This window comes from Streptomyces sp. NBC_01478, from assembly GCF_036227225.1.
GTDB lineage: Bacteria > Actinomycetota > Actinomycetes > Streptomycetales > Streptomycetaceae > Streptomyces.
The window spans coordinates 4,876,409-4,892,809 of sequence record NZ_CP109444.1; the positions used below are offsets into that span (position 1 = coordinate 4,876,409).

The 16,401-nt window shown below is 72.4% G+C and carries 12 protein-coding genes; 5 read left to right on the forward strand and 7 right to left on the reverse strand.

Features of this window, described 5'->3' with window-relative positions; translation table 11 throughout:
* Positions 1 to 33 precede the first annotated feature (33 nt).
* On the forward strand, positions 34 to 219 hold the full coding sequence (locus OG223_RS21860; RefSeq protein ID WP_329251152.1) for a hypothetical protein: 186 nt from the start codon (positions 34 to 36) through the stop codon (positions 217 to 219).
* A 7-nt stretch (positions 220 to 226) separates the two neighbouring features.
* Positions 227 to 2,071: an HEXXH motif domain-containing protein gene (locus OG223_RS21865; RefSeq protein ID WP_329251154.1), complete on the forward strand. Its 1,845-nt coding sequence runs from the start codon at positions 227 to 229 to the stop codon at positions 2,069 to 2,071.
* A gap of 305 nt (positions 2,072 to 2,376) precedes the next feature.
* Here the strand turns inward: OG223_RS21865 and fxsT are convergent, their stop codons facing one another.
* From fxsT to OG223_RS21885, 4 genes are all read right to left on the reverse strand, one after another.
* Positions 2,377 to 6,186, reverse strand: coding sequence for an FxSxx-COOH system tetratricopeptide repeat protein (fxsT, locus tag OG223_RS21870; protein ID WP_329251157.1), 3,810 nt, complete (start codon positions 6,184 to 6,186; stop codon positions 2,377 to 2,379).
* Positions 6,183 to 7,199: an AAA family ATPase gene (locus OG223_RS21875; protein ID WP_329251160.1), complete on the reverse strand. Its 1,017-nt coding sequence runs from the start codon at positions 7,197 to 7,199 to the stop codon at positions 6,183 to 6,185. Before OG223_RS21875 ends, fxsT begins: the two co-directional genes overlap by 4 nt.
* Positions 7,200 to 7,212: 13 nt before the next feature.
* Positions 7,213 to 8,736 (reverse strand): VMAP-C domain-containing protein, encoded by a 1,524-nt coding sequence (locus tag OG223_RS21880; protein WP_329251163.1) that lies wholly within the window; start codon positions 8,734 to 8,736, stop codon positions 7,213 to 7,215.
* A gap of 224 nt (positions 8,737 to 8,960) precedes the next feature.
* Positions 8,961 to 10,346 carry an NAD(P)/FAD-dependent oxidoreductase gene (locus OG223_RS21885; RefSeq protein WP_329251165.1) on the reverse strand — a complete coding sequence of 462 codons (1,386 nt, stop codon included), beginning with the start codon at positions 10,344 to 10,346 and terminating at the stop codon, positions 8,961 to 8,963.
* Positions 10,347 to 11,053: 707 nt separating this feature from the next.
* Between OG223_RS21885 and OG223_RS21890 the strand changes: the two genes are divergently transcribed.
* Together OG223_RS21890 and OG223_RS21895 are read left to right on the forward strand one after the other, a co-directional pair.
* Positions 11,054 to 12,055 carry a zinc-binding dehydrogenase gene (locus tag OG223_RS21890; protein WP_329251168.1) on the forward strand — a complete coding sequence of 334 codons (1,002 nt, stop codon included), beginning with the start codon at positions 11,054 to 11,056 and terminating at the stop codon, positions 12,053 to 12,055.
* 209 nt (positions 12,056 to 12,264) lie between these two features.
* Positions 12,265 to 13,206 (forward strand): serine protein kinase RIO, encoded by a 942-nt coding sequence (locus OG223_RS21895; RefSeq protein WP_329251171.1) that lies wholly within the window; start codon positions 12,265 to 12,267, stop codon positions 13,204 to 13,206.
* Between the two features lie 6 nt (positions 13,207 to 13,212).
* Here the strand turns inward: OG223_RS21895 and OG223_RS21900 are convergent, their stop codons facing one another.
* Positions 13,213 to 13,806 (reverse strand): TetR/AcrR family transcriptional regulator, encoded by a 594-nt coding sequence (locus OG223_RS21900; protein ID WP_329251173.1) that lies wholly within the window; start codon positions 13,804 to 13,806, stop codon positions 13,213 to 13,215.
* An 84-nt stretch (positions 13,807 to 13,890) separates the two neighbouring features.
* Here OG223_RS21900 and OG223_RS21905 point away from each other — a divergent pair, with 84 nt between their 5' ends.
* Positions 13,891 to 14,835: an alpha/beta fold hydrolase gene (locus OG223_RS21905; RefSeq protein WP_329251176.1), complete on the forward strand. Its 945-nt coding sequence runs from the start codon at positions 13,891 to 13,893 to the stop codon at positions 14,833 to 14,835.
* Positions 14,836 to 14,880: 45 nt separating this feature from the next.
* On the opposite strand, the gene OG223_RS21910 is transcribed toward OG223_RS21905, so the two are convergent.
* Positions 14,881 to 15,834, reverse strand: coding sequence for a Ppx/GppA phosphatase family protein (locus tag OG223_RS21910; protein ID WP_329251179.1), 954 nt, complete (start codon positions 15,832 to 15,834; stop codon positions 14,881 to 14,883).
* On the reverse strand, positions 15,831 to 16,373 hold the full coding sequence (locus tag OG223_RS21915) for a DUF501 domain-containing protein (protein WP_329251182.1): 543 nt from the start codon (positions 16,371 to 16,373) through the stop codon (positions 15,831 to 15,833). The genes OG223_RS21910 and OG223_RS21915 overlap by 4 nt, the downstream gene beginning before the upstream one ends.
* Positions 16,374 to 16,401: the final 28 nt, after the last annotated feature.

Genomic DNA, 16,401 nt, shown 5'->3' on the forward strand with positions numbered 1-16,401 from the left:
TCTTCGCTCCTCTGTGTGACTACGATTTCCGCCATGACGAGACACCACGCAGCCGCACGGGCGGACGTCGGCTCGGAGCAAGGGCTCCCCGACCTCAACGACATGGCCTTCGACCAGCTCCCGCCCTTGGACGACCCGGCGGTGGAGCCCGCCGTGCAGGCTCTGTTGGACGACGTGGAACGTCCCGTGAGTACCGTTGCGGGCAGCCAGGGAAGCTGAAACCGACGTGACGAAGCAGCACCGGCTGTCCGAAACCTGCCGCACAGCGCTGGGTTCGGCCGGAGACAGTGCGTCGGCAGTGGAGGAACTGCTGTCGGCGGAGTACAGCAGGCGCTTGTTGATGGTCCGGGTGCTGCTGGAGCGGGGTGCCGCCGTGGCCGACTCCGCCGGCCGCCTGCCGATCGGCAAGGCGGCCTGGGAGCTGCTGGCCCGGGCACAGCGGCGGGCGCCCGACCGGGTGCGCGAGGTGTTGCTCGATCCGCAGACCGGGGTCTGGCTCGCCCGTACCCTGCGCGCCCTGAGGCGGACGGAAGACCGTTCTCCCGCGGAGACGGAAGAGAAGGAGACAACGGACCAGGAACCCTTCTGGACCGGGTTCGGCGGACTGCACCGCCTCGCCGCCTCGGCCGCGGCGCTGGCCGGTCTGCCCTTCCGCATCGAGGTGCCGGTGGTGGACGGGGAGGTGCTGCTGCCGTGCCTGGGCCGGGCGGAGCCGACGACCGCCGAGCCGTACGCGACCGTCGAGGTGCGCGGAGGTCCTGGCGGCATCGAGGTGGGGAACGTCCGCGTACCCGACCTGCCGGAGACGTCCGTGCCCGGGTGGTCGGGGCTGCGGCGGCTGCGCGCCGAGTGCGACGGGCGGGTGCTGGAGGTCGTCCTGGACGATCTGGGGCAGCCGCCCGCCGGGGGCACGGGCCGTCCGGCGCGCCTCTCCGACGAGGAGTACGCGGGCTGGCGACGGCGGGTCGGGGCGGCCTGGACGACGCTGGTGCGCGACCACCCCGAGAGTGCCGCCGCCCTCTCGGCCGGGCTGCTCTCTCTGGCGCCGCTCGCGCACCGGGAACGGCTGAGACCGCACAGCGCGACCTCCTCCGACGCGTTCGGCTGCGTGGTGCTGTCGGCTCCGCACCCGGACGACGAGGACGCGGCCGCCGCCGAGTTGGCGGTGACACTGATCCACGAGTTCCGGCACTCCGTGCTGAACGGGCTGATGAGGCTCGCCCCGCTGCACGACGGCACGGACGAGGGGCTTTACCACGCTCCCTGGCGTGACGATCCGCGCCCGCTGGTCGGGCTCCTGCACGGGGCGTACGCCTTCGCGGGGGTGACGGCGTTCTGGCGGACCCGGCGGCTGCTGGACGAGGGGCCGGCCGGTCAGCTCGCCCACTTCGAGTTCGCGCTGTGGCGGCGCCAGACCCGGGCCGTCCTGGACACGCTGAGCGGCAGGCCCGGGCTGACGGCGGCGGGCCGGCTGCTGGTCGACGGTCTCACGGCGGAACTCGGCCCCTGGCCGGCCGAGGCGGTACCGGAGCCCGCGGCCACGCTGGCCGACTTCGCGGCAGTGCACCATCGCACCTCCTGGCGTGCGCACCACGTGCGTCCGGCGCCGCCCTCCGTGCTCGCGGCGGCGGCAGCCTCGGTCCTGACCGGCGCCACGGCCACCGGTGCCGCGGACCCGGCCGGCCACACGGTGCGGACGGATCCCGAGGGCTGCCGGCTGGACGTCCTCGCCCTGCTGGCCCGCCTGCGGCTCACCGATCCGGCGGCCTTCGCGCGCCTCCGGAACGGCTCGGACGACGTCCCCGGCTCCTCCCCGGCCGATCTCGCCCTGGTCGCGGGCGACCTGGCCCGGGCGGAGACCCTCTACGCCGCCGAACTCGACCGCTCCGACCGCTCACCCCGCCCCAGCGCCTGGGCCGGCCTCGGTCTGACCCTGCGAGCGAGAGGCACGCGGCCGTCCCCACTGCTTCTCGACCGACCGGAGTTCGTCCGCGCGCTCTCCGCCGAACTGGACGGCAAGGTCACCTCCCTGACGCTCGCGTCACTGATGGCCGACGCGGGGAGGGACTGACCGGGGACGGGGACAGCGTCCGGCCGCGGCGGCTCGCCGGGAACCCGCGTTCACAAGGGACTGACCGGAAACGGAGACAGCAAGACCACAACCGCCGCGGCCGGACGGATGCCGAGCAACCCTTCCGGCCGCGGCGGCTCGCCGGGAACCCGCGTTCATAGCGGATGCCGAACATCCCACCCGGCCACGGCAGTTGGCCGAACGCGGCCCGTGTTCACCAGGGTGGCCCCCCAGCCGCGTGGCGGTCCCGGCGTGCAGGGTCTCCGCCTCGCGCACCGCGCCGGGCAGGCGCCAAGGCCACACGTTCACAGCGGCATCGGGTCGATGTCGCAGTTCGCGCGGCGGTCCCAGTCCTGGGCCTGCTGTGCCGCGGGGTGCTCCGGTCCCAGGGTGGCTGCCAGCCGGGCGGCGGTCTCGGCGTGCAGGGCCTCGGCCTCGCGCACGGCGCCGGTCGCCCGCAGGTCGAGCGCCAGGTTGGCCGCGCAGACGAGCGCCGAGGGGTGGTCCGCGTCGAACACGTCGACCGTACGGGCCAGGGTCTCGGTGTCCAGTTCGCGGGCGGCCTCCATGTCGCCCAGCGCGTAGCGGTCGCTCGCCAGATTGGCCGCGCACACCAGGGTCAGCGGATGGAGGTCGCCGAGCCGTGCGCTCAGCAGGCGCAGCGCCTCCTCGTCGATCTCGCGGGCCTTCGCCGGTTCGCTGTTGAGCCGCAGGGTCACCGCCAGGTTCACCCAGGAGGCGACCGTGTGCGGATGCGTCGGACCGAAGGTGACCGCGTACTGGTCGTGGATCCGGCTGCCCAGTTCGTAGGCCTGGTCGAGGTCGCCGGAGTGACGCATGTTCACCGTCACCTCCAGGTTCGCGGCGAGCGACTCGGGGTCGTGCTCGCCGTAGCGCTCGATCAGCCGGCCCAGCGCGCCGTCCGCCGCCCGCCGGGCCTGGTCGTGGTGGCCGGCCTTGCGGCGGGCGACCGCGAGGTGGCGCAGGCAGGACATGGTGAGCGGGTTGCCGTTGCCGAGCGCGATACGGCACTGGGAGGTGATCTCCTCCTGGTAGGTGAGCGCCTGGTGGTAGTCGCCGAGTTCCCTCATGTCCACGATCAGCCCGAGCCAGGTGACCAGGCTCGCCGCGTGGTCGAGGCCGAACATGTGGACCTTGCGGTTCCAGGTGTCCTCGTCGAGCTGCCGGGCCCGGCCGAACAGACCGGCCAGCCTGAGGCTCACGCCCACGTTGTGCGCCGCCCGCAGCGTGTCCGGATCGTCCTCGCCGTTGAGCCGCAGCAGCCGCTCGTGGACGGACTCCGAGAGTTCCAGGGCGGCGCCGAACTCGCCCTCCACCCGCCGGTCGATGGCCACGTTGCCCAGGGCGTCGAGCGTCTCCGGATGGTCCTCGCCGAGCGTGGCCCGGTACGACTCCAGCACCGAGGCGTTGAGACGTGCGGCGTCCTGGTAGCGGCCCCGGCTGAAGTGCAGCACGCCCAGCCACTTCGCCAGGCCGAGTGTCTGCTCGTCGGAGCCGAACGCGTTCTCCCAGATCTCGAACGCCTCGTCGGCCAGCTCGCTGCCGGTGTCGTAATCCCCCCACCGGCAGAGGTACTTGACCTCGTTGATGATCAGCGCCCGTACCCACCGGTCCTCGGAGTGCACCGCGTCGGAGGCCATCACGTGCGGGGTCAACTCACCGTACCGGTCCCAGTGGTTGGCGTTCTCCGGGTCGAACGGGTCGTTGGCGACGAGGAGTTGATGCGCGCCGCTGCGCATCCGGTCCTGTTCCTCCTCGGTCATCCGGGCCTGCAACGCCATCTGGACCAGTCGGTGCAACTGGATGGCGTTGGCCCGGTGGTCCATCCGCGCCAGGGAGAAGCGGCCGATCTCCCGGATGGTCTGCGCCTGCCGGATCGGGTCGCGCAGCGCCACGTCCAGTTCGGGCGCGATGGAGCGGTCCCGCAGACTGTTGAAGAGGTTGCGCGGGATGGGCTCGGGAGCGCAGAACGAACACACCTGGAGCAGTTGGAGCGCCGCCGGGTTCTTCGCCTCCAGTTGGTCCAGGGAGACGTTCCAGGCGGCGATCACCGGCGACTCGTAGTCCGGTGACTCCGTCTCGTCGAGCAGCTCCAGCCGCTTCTCCTCGAACAGCCGGAGGTACTCACCGGCCGACATGCCGGTCTCGGCCAGCCAGGCGGCCGCCTGCTCGACCGCCAGCGGCAGGTCGCCCAGGGCCTCCGCGAGCTGGTCGGCCTCGTCGTCGGCGAGCTCCCGGGTGCGGCGGCGCAGCAACTGGGTGCTCTCCGCACGGGCGAACACATCGACCTCCAGCGGCCGGGCCACGTTCGACCACTGCGGATTGCGCGAGGTGACCAGGATGTTGCCGGTGCCGCCGGCCGGGAAGTAGCCGCGGACGTTCTCCGGGCTCTCGGCGTTGTCGAAGACCAGCAGCCAGTCCTCGTACGGCTCGCCCCTGCGCAGTGCCTCCAGCACCGCGGGCACCGCCGTGCCCGCCTCGCCACTGGTCTTCAGGCCCAGGCGCAGGGCGAGTTCGGCCAGCGAGCGGACGATCTGGCTGGTGCGCTCGGCGGGGATCCACCAGACGACGTCGTAGTCACTGAGCCTGCGGTACAGGTACTCGATGACGAGGGCCGACTTCCCGACACCGCCCATACCGTGCAGGGCGTTGGGCAGCACGGCCGTGGCACGCTCGCGCTGGAGTCTGCGGTGCAGGTTGTCCAACAGGGCCTCACGGCCGATGAAGTTCGCGTTCTGCGGCGGTACGTTGCCCCATACCGCCGGGGTGCTCCCGGACCGCGTACCGCTCTGCGGCCGGCTGGCCTCGACCATCTCCAGGCCCCTTTCCTGAGTGACCGCGTGTGTCGGTGACGGTGGTTCCTTGTACGACGACAGGTGTTCGGCGGACTGCCGGGCCCGCGCCCGACCCAGGCGGCGGACGACCATGTGGTCGGCCAGCGCCTGGCCCATCCGGCGCGCGGGTTCCAGACCCGGGCCGGACAGCGCGCCCAGGACGGCCTTCTGCGCGGTGAGCCAGGGAACGGTCTCCTCGCTGACCGGAACGGTCAGGGGCGCCCGCGGCTCCGCCATCAGCCGCGGCAGCTCCCAGCACCGCCGGGAGGACGGGCCGAGGCCCTCGGTGATCGTGTCCACCAGCCGGCGCAGGTCGTCCTTGCGGAGGAACGCCAGCAGTTCCTCCCGCAGCCCGGGCACGAAGTCGAACCGCACCGGCTGGGCGTCCGTCCGGGCCGCCGCGACCGGCCGCAGCAGGCCGTACGCGAACAACTGGGCGAGCCCGGCGCGTCCCGCCCCGGGCACCCACAGCCGCCGCACCCGGTGGATCAGCGGCCAGGACAGCGGGACCGCGGCGAGCAGCACCGCCAGTCGGAAGACCTCGGGCGGCGCCCACCGCCGGAATGCCTCGGCGACGTCGGACGGCTTGGCCGGTGCGGGGCCGACGCGGGGCCCCGGGGTGACCGGCCCGCGGCCCGCGAAGGTGACCGGAAAGGGCACCGGGCCCGGCTCGGCACCGGTGATCAGCCGGACCCAGCCGGTCAGTTCACCGGCGTCGAGTTCCAGCACCGGTACCGGGATCAGCGCGCCGGTGCCGGGCGGCCCGGCCGCGTCGGGGGCGATGCCGCGGACCCGGCAGCGGAGCCGGTGCGCCGGTGCGCCGCGTCCGGTGGACCACACGAACGCGGGCCAGGTGGTGAGCGCGGAACGGTCCCACAGGCTCCGGGGCATCAACTGGACCACGGCCACCGGCCCGTGCGCCGCCCAGCGGGCCAGCGCCGCCGCCGTACCGCCCGACCGCCAGCCGTACCCCCAGCCGTCGGTCAGCAGCAGGAGCACCCGGCCCGGGCCGGCCGGCAGCGCGCGGCCCTCGCCGGGCCCGTGCTCGCGCAGCGCCACCCGGCCGAACGCCCCGCAGCGGCGTACGAGTTCGGTGAACTCACGGGCCGTCTCCCGCCAGACGGGCGCGGCGGGAGAGTCGTCGAGGACCACCACCGCGTCCGGCCGGCCCGGCAGCGTGCCGAGGCGCCGCAGGGCCCGCAGCAGATGGGCGGAGTCCGGGAACCCGCCCGGCGGATCCCCCCGACAGGAAGCACTCATTCGCTTCTCCCCCCGCGTCCCCTGCGCCACAGCGCGTCCAGGGCGGCCTGCCCCGGATATTCCCCCTCCGGGCGTTGACCACCCGCCCGGTCCCGGATCACTCCCAGCCACATCGCGTCCCGCAGCGCGCCGGCCGTGGGCACCTGGCCGGGTTCCATGCCCTCCAGCACCGCGAGGGCCGCCCGCTCGCCGCGCTCGACCGCGTCGGACGGCAGCCAGGACGCGGCCAGCCGCTCGGGCGAGGGCGGGCCGGACAGCCGTAGCGTCAGGCATTCGCCCACGAACGCGGGCGACAGACTGCTCTCGTCCTCGGCCGTGATGACCACCACGGGGAACTGCAGGCAGCGCACGCGTCCCCGGACGACCTCGGCTCCCGGGCCGTGCTCGTCCGCCGTGCCGACCGTGGCCGACGCGGTGCCGCGCAGTTCGGGCACGGCGAAGCCGCCCTGGTCCAGGACACCGTGCAGTTCGTCGACGAGCGCCACGTCGCTGCGGTCCAGGCCCTCGACCAGCAGCACCCGCGGCCGTTCGTACGCGAGCAGGGCGGTGCCGAGCGGTCCGAGCCGGATGAACTCCCCCGCGCCGACCTCCGTGCGTCCGGCGGCGCCGGCGCAGATACGGCCGACCGCGTCCTGCTCGTACAGCCCCTCGCGCACGGTCGTACGGCTGGTGATCCACCAGCTCAGCACCGGTCCGAGGCCGAGCTCGCGGCTGATGCGGCGGGCCAGGCCGCTCTTGCCCGTGCCCGGCGGACCGGTGACCAGCAGGGGGCGGCGCAGGCAGACGGCGGCGTTCACCACGGCGAGCCCCGCCGCGTCCAGGTCGGGACCGGCGACCGGCCCGTCGCCCGCGCCCAGGTGGCGGATGCCCGGGGGATCCTCGTCGGGCGGCGCGGGCTGCACGGGCTCGCCGTCGAAGCTCCGCCAGGGGGGAGGCGGCGGCCACGGCGCGCGTTCCTCGGGGGCGGCCGGCCGCGCGTCCCCCCGGTACATCCACCAGGACTCGGCTTCCAAGGCGGGCTCCCTTCTACACGGCCCCCGGGCCCACGGGGTCGTCGGAGGCGAACGGCTGCGGCACGGGCGTGTACGGGTTGCGGTCGGGGTCGTCCCAGAGCACGGCCAGGTGCTGGGTCATCGGATTCTGGGCCCGGTGCTGGGCGAGTCCCCGGCGGCGGGCGACCGCGACCTTGGTGGGCAGGTCGGAGAGCCGGCCCTTGATCAGGTTTCTGACGAGCCTCTTGACCTCGGCGTTCGTCTCCATGGTGTGGTGCCAGAGCAGCACCGGCATACCGGTCCACAGGGCGGCCTCGGCCTCGCGCGGCCCCCGCGGCCACCCGGGCTCGGGCGGCTCGCTGAGCACGGCGACCACGAACTGTTCCTCGTTGAGCTGGGCCACGAGCTGCGAGAGATTGCCCGGGTCCGGAGCGAAGCCCGCGGGACTGATGAACTTGGACGTGGAGCCGGGCTTGTCTAGCCGCTGCCAGCGCTGCAGCCAGACCCGGTGCCAGTCCTGGTTGCGCAGCCGGTCCAGGCTGCGGATGACGACCTCGTAGCGGGCGGCGAGCGCGGCCTGCGCGCCGGGCCGGCCGGCGGACCACCGGTGCACGGGGAGGTTGAGCAGCTCCAGCGGCAGGACGAACTCCAGCCGCAGTTCGGCTCTGCGGCGGCGGACGCCCTCGACCCGCTCGGCCTGCGACACGATCTCGTTCACCGCGTCCTCCAGGCCCGCGCGCCCGACCGGGTGTGGCGCCTCGGGCCCCGGGACGGTCTCGATGCGGTCCGGGTCGACCTGTGACTGCAGCCAGGACTTGACGGCGTACTGCCCGGTGACCCGGGAGTGCGGGTCGATGCTGATGACCAGATAGTCCGTCGCCCGGGGTAGGGCGACGGCCGGGGCGGTGGACGTCCGCCGGGCCAGGTCCACGCGGTGGGCCAGTTCCGGGCTCTCGTCCTTGGCGGTGTTCCGCGTCAGGACGAACACCTCGTGTCCGTCCGTGCCGCCGAGCAGCTTCGACACCCGGACCATCAGCAGCATCCAGGGCGGCAGTCCGCCCGGCGGTGCCGTATGGCCGTACAGATGGAGGAAGACGTCCCACACCGTGCCGCAGTGGGACGGCAGTTCGGTCAGCCGGCCGTGGGTGGCGAAGGTGAGCAGGTCCGCCGCCGTGCCCGCCGCCGGGCCGGTCAACCGCCCGCGCAGCCAGTCCCACCTGGGCGCGAACCGGGGCAGGGTGACGGCCGCGTTCCACTCCTCGGCCAGGCGATGCACGGTCAGTGTCTGGTGGCTGCCCGGATCCACCTGGTCCAGGGCTCTGGCGAGGCCGGGCAGCAGACACGGTTCGCCGTCCTGCGTACAGGAGCGGACGAGCGCCCCGTACCACATGCGGGTCGTCAGGTTCTCCGGCGGCTCCGGTGAACGGCCGACCTCGTCCCGCAGCGCCAGCAGCAGTTCGTTCCTGGCGGCCGGACCCGTGAGCGCTGTGATGCGCAGCAGGGCGCCGACGACGTCGATCCGGATCCTCTTCTGCATCTCGTCCGGAGCCTCGACCACGTGCCGCCCCCTCCCCCGACCCCCCGTTGGGCCGCGCCGCACGCAACGAAGGGTAGCGGCTCCACCACGTCCGGGTGTACGGGTCGGTGACGGTTGGTCAGAAGCCCCGCGAAGCCCCGGACACGCCGAAGGGGCCGCCCGCACCACGGATGGCGGACGGCCCCTTCGGGCTTGCAGGTACTACGGGTACTACAGGGGTGCTACGGGCCGGGCGTGACCGGAGGTCAGGAAGCCTTGGCCTTCTCTTCCGTCTTGGCTGCCGCGGCGGGCGCCGGTGCCGGCTTGGCGGCCTCGTAGAACTCCTCGCGGGGGTTCTCCATGGCGCCGAGCGAGACGACCTCGCGCTTGAGGAACATCGCGAGCGTCCAGTCGGCGAAGATGCGGATCTTGCGGTTCCAGGTCGGCATGGCCAGACCGTGGTAGCCACGGTGCATGTACCAGGCGAGCCTGCCCTTGACCTTGATCTTCACCTTGCCCATGACGATCATCGCGACGCCCTTGTGGAGGCCGAGACCCGCCACCGCACCCTTGTTGGCGTGCGAGTACTCCTTCTGCGGGAAGCCCCGCATGCCGGAGATCACGTTGTCGCCGAGGACCTTCGCCTGGCGCAGCGCGTGCTGGGCGTTCGGCGGGCACCAGGCGTTCTCGACGCCGGCCTTGCGGCTGGCGATGTCGGGCACCTGGGCGTTGTCGCCGGCGGCCCAGACGTAGTCGGTGCCGGTGACCTGGAGGGTCGGCTGGGCGTCGACGTGACCACGCGGGCCGAGCGGGAGGCCGAAGCGGGAGAGAACGGGGTTCGGCTTGACGCCGGCCGTCCACACGATCGTGTTGGAGTCGACCTCGAGGCCGTTCTTCAGCACGACGTGGCCGTCGACGCAGGAGTCCATGGAGGTCGAGAGGTAGATCTCGATCCCGCGGCTCTCCAGGTGCTCCTTGCCGTAGAGGCCGAGCTTGGGGCCGACCTCCGGGAGGATCTTGTCGGCGGCGTCGACGAGGACGAAGCGCATGTCCTCGCGGGAGACGTTGGTGTAGTACTTGGCCGCGTCCCGGGCCATGTCCTCGACCTCACCGATGGTCTCCGCACCGGCGAAACCGCCGCCGATGAAGACGAAGGTGAGCGCCTTGCGGCGGATCTCCTCGTCGGTGGTGGAGTCGGCCTTGTCGAGCTGCTCAAGGACGTGGTTGCGCAGGCCGATGGACTCCTCGATGCCCTTCATACCGATGCCCTGTTCGGCGAGGCCGGGGATCGGGAAGGTGCGGGAGACCGCGCCCATCGCGATGACGAGGTAGTCGAAAGGCAGCTCGTACGCCTCACCCACGAGGGGGGCGATCGTGGCGACCTTGCGGTCCTGGTCGATGGTGGTGACCCGGCCGGTGAGGACCTCCGCCTTCGGCAGCACGCGTCGCAGCGGGACGACGACGTGCCGAGGGGAGATGCTGCCGGCGGCGGCTTCGGGGAGGAAGGGCTGGTAGGTCATGTACGACCGGGGGTCGACGACCGTGACGGTCGCCTCGCCGTAGCGCATCTTCTTGAGAATGCGCCGAGCTGCGTACAGGCCTACGTACCCACCGCCTACTACGAGGATCCTGGGACGCTCCGTGGTGCTCATGCCATCGAGTATCCACCTGCCCCTGGGGGGTCGCTCGTGCGCCCCTTCACAAGCTTCCACAGGGGCTGTGTTATCCTCCGCGACTCGCATGATCCAGGGCCCTTCACGGGAGGGGAACCACGGTGCGGTTCGCCCCGTTGTCAAGGCCGCGTGAGCTGCTCCTCTACCCCTCCGGACCCCCTGGACCACACCTCCGCGACACCCTCCCGAAACGCCCTCGAATCACTCCCGCACCGCCCCTCCGAGCACGCTCCCAGACCCGCCGGGACCCCGGAAGGGCCAACCGGGGCAGTCTCGTCGCCCAACAGGACAGAATTCCTTGTGAAGAACTTCACGAACTTTCTTACGGACGTGTTCTGAAGGGGGTCGGCGAGCGCCTCTGCTTCCGCTCATACGTTATATGGGCTGCTCAGGAGTTTAGTACCGGCCGGTAACAATCCGGGGTCGCGCGGGCCCGTCACAGCCGCTCCTCCACCTACCGGGAGCCACGGACGTGATCGACGTGGGGGCGGGCACCCGGCGGGTCTTCCGCGAGCGGTTCCGGCTCGTGCGCGACCACCTCCCCCGGGCCGCGGCCCACGCGTAGGCCAGGTGCGCGCTTGCGCCAACGGCCGTGAATCCAGGGCGAGTCGGGAATGAAGGCTCGACGGCCGCACGTTGACGCCCCCCGACCGGCTCTCCTCCGCCCCCGGGAAGTAGGCAGCCCCATGACGTCCTCCCCGACCACCATGCGCGCCGTCCGGCTCTCCGCCCCCGGCCCCGTGGACAACCTGCGGGTGACCACCCTCCCGCTCCCGCCCGAGCGGGACGACCGGGTGCGGATCCGCGTCGAGGCGTTCGGGCTCAACCGCTCGGAGCTGAAGCTCCGGCTGGGGGTGAGCGAGGGCGTCAGCTTTCCGCGGGTGCCGGGGATCGAGGCCGCCGGTACGGTCGACGCGGCCCCGGCCGGCAGCGGTCTGGTCCCCGGGCAGAAGGTCGTCGCGATGATGGGCGACATGGGGCGCACGTACGACGGCGGCTATGCCGAGTACACGTCGGTGCCGCTGTCCCAGGTGATCCCCGTCGACACCGAGCTGCCCTGGGAGGTGCTGGGCGCGCTGCCGGAGATGGTGCAGACCGCCTACGGCTCGCTCACCGTCGGCCTGGACCTGAGGCCCGGCCAGTCCGTGCTGATCCGCGGCGGCACCTCCTCGGTGGGCCTGGCGGCCGCCGCGCTGGCCCGCTGGCGCGGAGCCACGGTGCTGTCCACCACCCGGCAGGCCGGTCGGCTCCCGTTCCTGAAGGAGCGCGGTGTCGACCACCCCGTGCTCGACACCGGCGAAGTCGCCCCCGCCGTACGCGAGTTGTACCCGGACGGCGTCGACGCCGCTCTCGACCTCGTCGGCACGCCGACCCTCCCCGACACCCTGCGCACGGTCCGCGTCCACGGCACGGCCTGCTTCGGCGGCAGCCTCTCCAACCAGTGGACGGTGCGGGACTTCTCCCCGAACGAGTACCTGCCCAGGGGGGTCCGCCTGGCGGGCTACTTCGGCGACGCCTCCGACCTGCCCGCGCCGGTGTTCCAGGACATCCTCGACGCGGTCGCCGCCGGCCGGCTGTCCTTCCCCGTGGACCGCGTGTACGACGGCCTGGAGCAGGTACCGCAGGCCCACGAGGACATGGAGCACGACCGGGCCACGGGGAAGCTGGTCGTCCGGGTCCGGCACTAGAGCGGACGACGGGGACTGCGCGGACGCGACCCGTCAGAACGCCGGCCGTGCCGACAATATTCGGTTGCCGCTCCCCGGCCCGCCCCTCACCATGGGCGGGACACCGGGAACCGCCCGGTGCTCCACGAGAGGAGGCACGACCGTGACGACGACTGTTCTCGGCCTGCCCGCAGACCGCCTTCCTCTCACCTCATGGAGCACCTCCAGCGATGTCTCACGACGAGCTCTCGCAAGACCCTCAACACCCGGTATTTCCTGACGACTTCAGCACCGACCCCGATCGCCGCGTCCCGCCGCCGGGCGACCTGGGTGACGTGGACGACCGGTTCGTCTTCGACTTCCGTGCCTACGACGACGACCTCGAGGACGGGCAGCGCTGGTCGACCTGGCTCAGCGTCGAACCCCTCTGCCGGGGCCCCGAGCCGCTCCCGGACTGGGTGGTGACCTCGCAGGGCGCGATCGACACCGAGCTCGGTGTCCTCAAGACCGGCAAGGAGGCCGACGTCCACCTCGTCGAGCGCGCCGACCCGCGCGCCCCCGACGCCGGCGTGGTGATGGCGGCCAAGCGGTACCGCTCTCCCGAGCACCGGTCCTTCCACCGCGCCGCGTCCTACACCGAGGGCCGCTCGATGAAGCGCTCACGTGACGAGCGGGCCGTCAAGCGGAAGAGCACCTTCGGCCGGCAGGTCGCGGCCGGCGAGTGGGCGGTGTCCGAGTGGGCCGCGCTGGTGCGGCTCTGGAACCTCGGGCTGCCGGTTCCCTACCCGGTCCAGATCGACGGCACCGAGATCCTGATGGAGTGGATCACCGTCGTCGACGAGGACGGCACCGTCGCGACCGCGCCCCGGCTCGCCCAGACCCGGCCCTCGCCCGAGCTGCTGGCGTCGTACTTCGAGCAGCTCACCGAGGCGCTCGCGACGATGGTGCAGAACGGCCTCGTGCACGGCGACCTCTCGGCGTACAACATCCTGGCGGCGGGCGAGCGGCTGGTCGTCATCGACCTGCCGCAGATCGTCGACCTGGTCGGCAACCTCAACGGGATGACCTTCCTCGAGCGCGACTGCGCCAACATCTGCGGCTGGTTCCGCTCGCGGGGCCTCGATGTCGACGAGCACGCACTGTTCGCGGAACTGATGGCACACGCCTTCTGAACCGGACTATCCCCGGCCGCGCAGAGCCTGCGCCAGCGCGCTCATGCTGATGTCGACGATCGCGCCGAGCTGCTCCCGGCTCGCCCCGGCCCGGCTCATCACGGCCAGCGACTGGTTGACCGCCGTGATGTGGGTGGCGTGGTTCTCGGCGTCGCCGGCGGTCAACTCCCCGGTGTTCAGGGCGGTCCGCAGCCGCGCGCGCTGGAGCCCCACGGCTTCGATCGCGCGCGCGGCGATGGCGGGGCCGAGTACGGGGGTCGCCATCGCGGTCTGGGCGACCAGGCAGCCGTCCGGTACGTCGGGGTCGGCGATGCGCTGGAGGGTGACGTCGAAGAACGCCCGGACCGCGCGCAGCGGTTCGCCGGGCGCACCGGAGGCGAGCGCCTGTTCGTACCGGTCCCCGTACCGGAGGGCGTAGCGGTCCAGGCAGCGCAGATAGAGCGACTCCTTGTCGCCGAACGAGGAGTAGAGGGAACTCCGGTTCAGCCCGGTCACCCGGCACAGGTCATCGAGCGAGGTGTCCGCGTACCCGGCCCGCCAGAACCGGAGCATCGCCGCGTCGAGCGCGACACCCACGTCGAACTGCTTCTTCCCGGCCATCCCGCACCCGCCTCGCTCCTACGGCTCCTGGACCGCCCACCCTATCTTGAACCAAACAGTCCAAGACGGGGTTAGCCTGGAACCATGACCGACGCCGGCACCGCCCCGAACCGCTCCCCCGGCCAGGACCACGTCCCCGGGATGCCCCTGCGCGACCTCGCGGGCTTCACCCACCGCTGGGCCGACGCGGAAGGAATCCGCCTGCACGCCGTGGAGGGCGGCCGGCCGGACGGCCCCACGGTCGTCCTGCTCGCCGGATTCCCACAGACTTGGTGGGCCTGGCACCAGGTGATGCCGCGCCTCGCCGAGCGCTTCCACGTGATCGCGGTCGACCTGCCGGGCCAGGGCCACTCCGACCGCCCCCGAGAGGGCTACGACACCCACACCCTCGCCGCCCGCGTCCAGGCCGCACTGACCGCGCTCGACGTGCCGAAGTACTGGCTCGCCGCCCACGACATCGGGGCCTGCGTCGCCTTCTCCCTCGCCCTGAGGTACCAGGACCGCCTGCACGGCGTCGCCCTGCTCGACGCCGGCATCCCGGGGGTCACCCTCCCCGACACCATCCCGACCGACCCCGAACGGGCCTGGAAAACCTGGCACTTGGCCTTCCACCTGGTCCCCGACCTGCCCGAGACACTGATCACCGGCCGCGAACGCGACTACGTGGGCTGGTTCCTGCGGACCAAGACGCTGTCCCCGGACACGTTCGACAGCGCCGACATCGACCACTACGCCGCCTCCGTCGCGGCCGAGGGCGGCCTCCGGGCGGCCCTCGGCTATTTCCGCGACGCCGCCGCATCGGCCCGCAGGAACCAGGACGCCCTCGCCCAGCGGAAGTTGACCCTCCCCGTCCTGGGAATCTCCAGCTCCCACGGCTCGATCCCCGACATGGCCGCCGCCCTCAGCCCCTGGGCGGAGCACGTGACCGGCACGGTCATCCCGGAGGCCGGCCACTTCATCCCCGACGAGCAACCCGACGCGACGGTGGCCGCGTTGACCGCGTTCATCGATCACGCGAGCGTCGGATAGAGCGCGTCAGGGGGTGGTCCTGCCTACTTGCCTGCCGCCGCCTGCTTACCCCGCCGCCGTCTTGAAGGCGATCCCATCCAGGATGTCGTGCTCGCTCACCACGACCTCCGTCGCCCCGACCCGCTCCATGATCGAGAGGAGTACGAGGGCGCCCGCGCCGATGACGTCGACGCGGCCCGGGTGCATGGAGGGGATCGCGGCGCGTTCGGCGTGGGTGGAGTTCAGCAGGGACGTGGTGATCTCGCGGACCCGGTCGTAGGAGACGCGGGAGTGGTGGATGGCCTCCGTGTCGTACTCGGGGAGGTCCTGGGCGATCGCGGAGACCGTGGTGACCGAGCCGGCCAGGCCCACCAGGGTGCGGGCCTCGCGCAGCGGGACCGTCTGTTCGGCGAGGTCGAGGGCGGCCTCGATGTCGGCGCGCATCGCCGTGATCTGGTCCGGGGTGGGCGGGTCGGTGACCTTGCCGTCGCGGACCAGGTGGCGCTCGGTCATGCGGACGCAGCCGATGTCCACGGAGCGGGCCGCGCGGACGCTGTCGTCGCCGACGACGAACTCGGTGGAGCCGCCGCCGATGTCGACGACGAGATAGGGCTTGGCGAGGGCCAGGTCGTCGCGGCCGGTGAGTTCCTTCGTCGCGCCGGTGAAGGAGAGCTCGGCCTCCTCGTCGCCGGTGACGACCTCCGGTTCCACGCCGAGGATGTCCAGGACGCCGCGCACGAAGTCGTCGCGGTTCGAGGCGTCGCGGGAGGCCGACGTGGCGACGAAGCGGAGGCGTTCGGCGCCGAGTTCCTTGATGATCGCGGCGTAGTCGCGGCAGGCCGCGAAGGTCCGCTCCAGCGCCTCGGGGGCAAGGCGGCCGGTGCGGTCGACGCCCTGGCCGAGCCGGACGATCGTCATCCGCCGGTCCAGGTCGACGAGTTCACCGGTCTCCGGGGTCACGTCGGCGACGAGGAGGCGGATCGAGTTCGTACCGCAGTCGATGGCGGCGACCCGGGTCACTGGTCGTCCTCCTTCTCCGCCACCCCGGGCACGGTCACGCACGGGCCCTTGGCCCACCACTCCGGCAGCATGGCGAGGGCCTCGTCGCCCAGCGGGTTGACGCCCGGGCCCGCGGCCAGGGAGTGGCCCACCAGGACGTGCAGGCACTTCACCCGGTCCGGCATGCCGCCCGCGCTCGGGAAGCCCTCCAGGACCTCGATGGCGTCGCGGCGGGCGATGTAGTCCTCGTGCGCGGCGCGGTAGGCGGCGGCGAGTTCGGGGTCCGTCTCCAGACGGGCCGTCATCTCCTTCATGACGCCGTTCGCCTCAAGGGTGCCGATCGCCGAGGCGGCGCGCGGGCACGTGAGGTAGTACGTCGTCGGGAAGGGCGTGCCGTCGGGGAGGCGGGGGGCCGTCTCCACCACGTCCGGCTGTCCGCACGGGCAACGGTGCGCGATCGCGCGCAACCCGCGCGGCGGACGCCCGAGTTGCTGCTTGAAGGCCTCGACGTCGGCGTCGGTGGGCTCGGTGCGCGGGGTGGGCGGCGGGGGCGTATGCATGACTGTCTTCAGATGTCTTTCTCTGGGT

Coding starts and splice junctions, on each gene's coding strand:
- OG223_RS21860 (WP_329251152.1), top strand. CDS start 34: ATGACGAGACACCACGCAGCCGCACGGGCGGACGTCGGCTCGGAGCAA.
- fxsT (WP_329251157.1), bottom strand. CDS start 6,186: ATGAGTGCTTCCTGTCGGGGGGATCCGCCGGGCGGGTTCCCGGACTCC.
- OG223_RS21885 (WP_329251165.1), bottom strand. CDS start 10,346: ATGAGCACCACGGAGCGTCCCAGGATCCTCGTAGTAGGCGGTGGGTAC.
- OG223_RS21890 (WP_329251168.1), top strand. CDS start 11,054: ATGACGTCCTCCCCGACCACCATGCGCGCCGTCCGGCTCTCCGCCCCC.
- OG223_RS21895 (WP_329251171.1), top strand. CDS start 12,265: ATGTCTCACGACGAGCTCTCGCAAGACCCTCAACACCCGGTATTTCCT.
- OG223_RS21900 (WP_329251173.1), bottom strand. CDS start 13,806: ATGGCCGGGAAGAAGCAGTTCGACGTGGGTGTCGCGCTCGACGCGGCG.
- OG223_RS21905 (WP_329251176.1), top strand. CDS start 13,891: ATGACCGACGCCGGCACCGCCCCGAACCGCTCCCCCGGCCAGGACCAC.
- OG223_RS21915 (WP_329251182.1), bottom strand. CDS start 16,373: ATGCATACGCCCCCGCCGCCCACCCCGCGCACCGAGCCCACCGACGCC.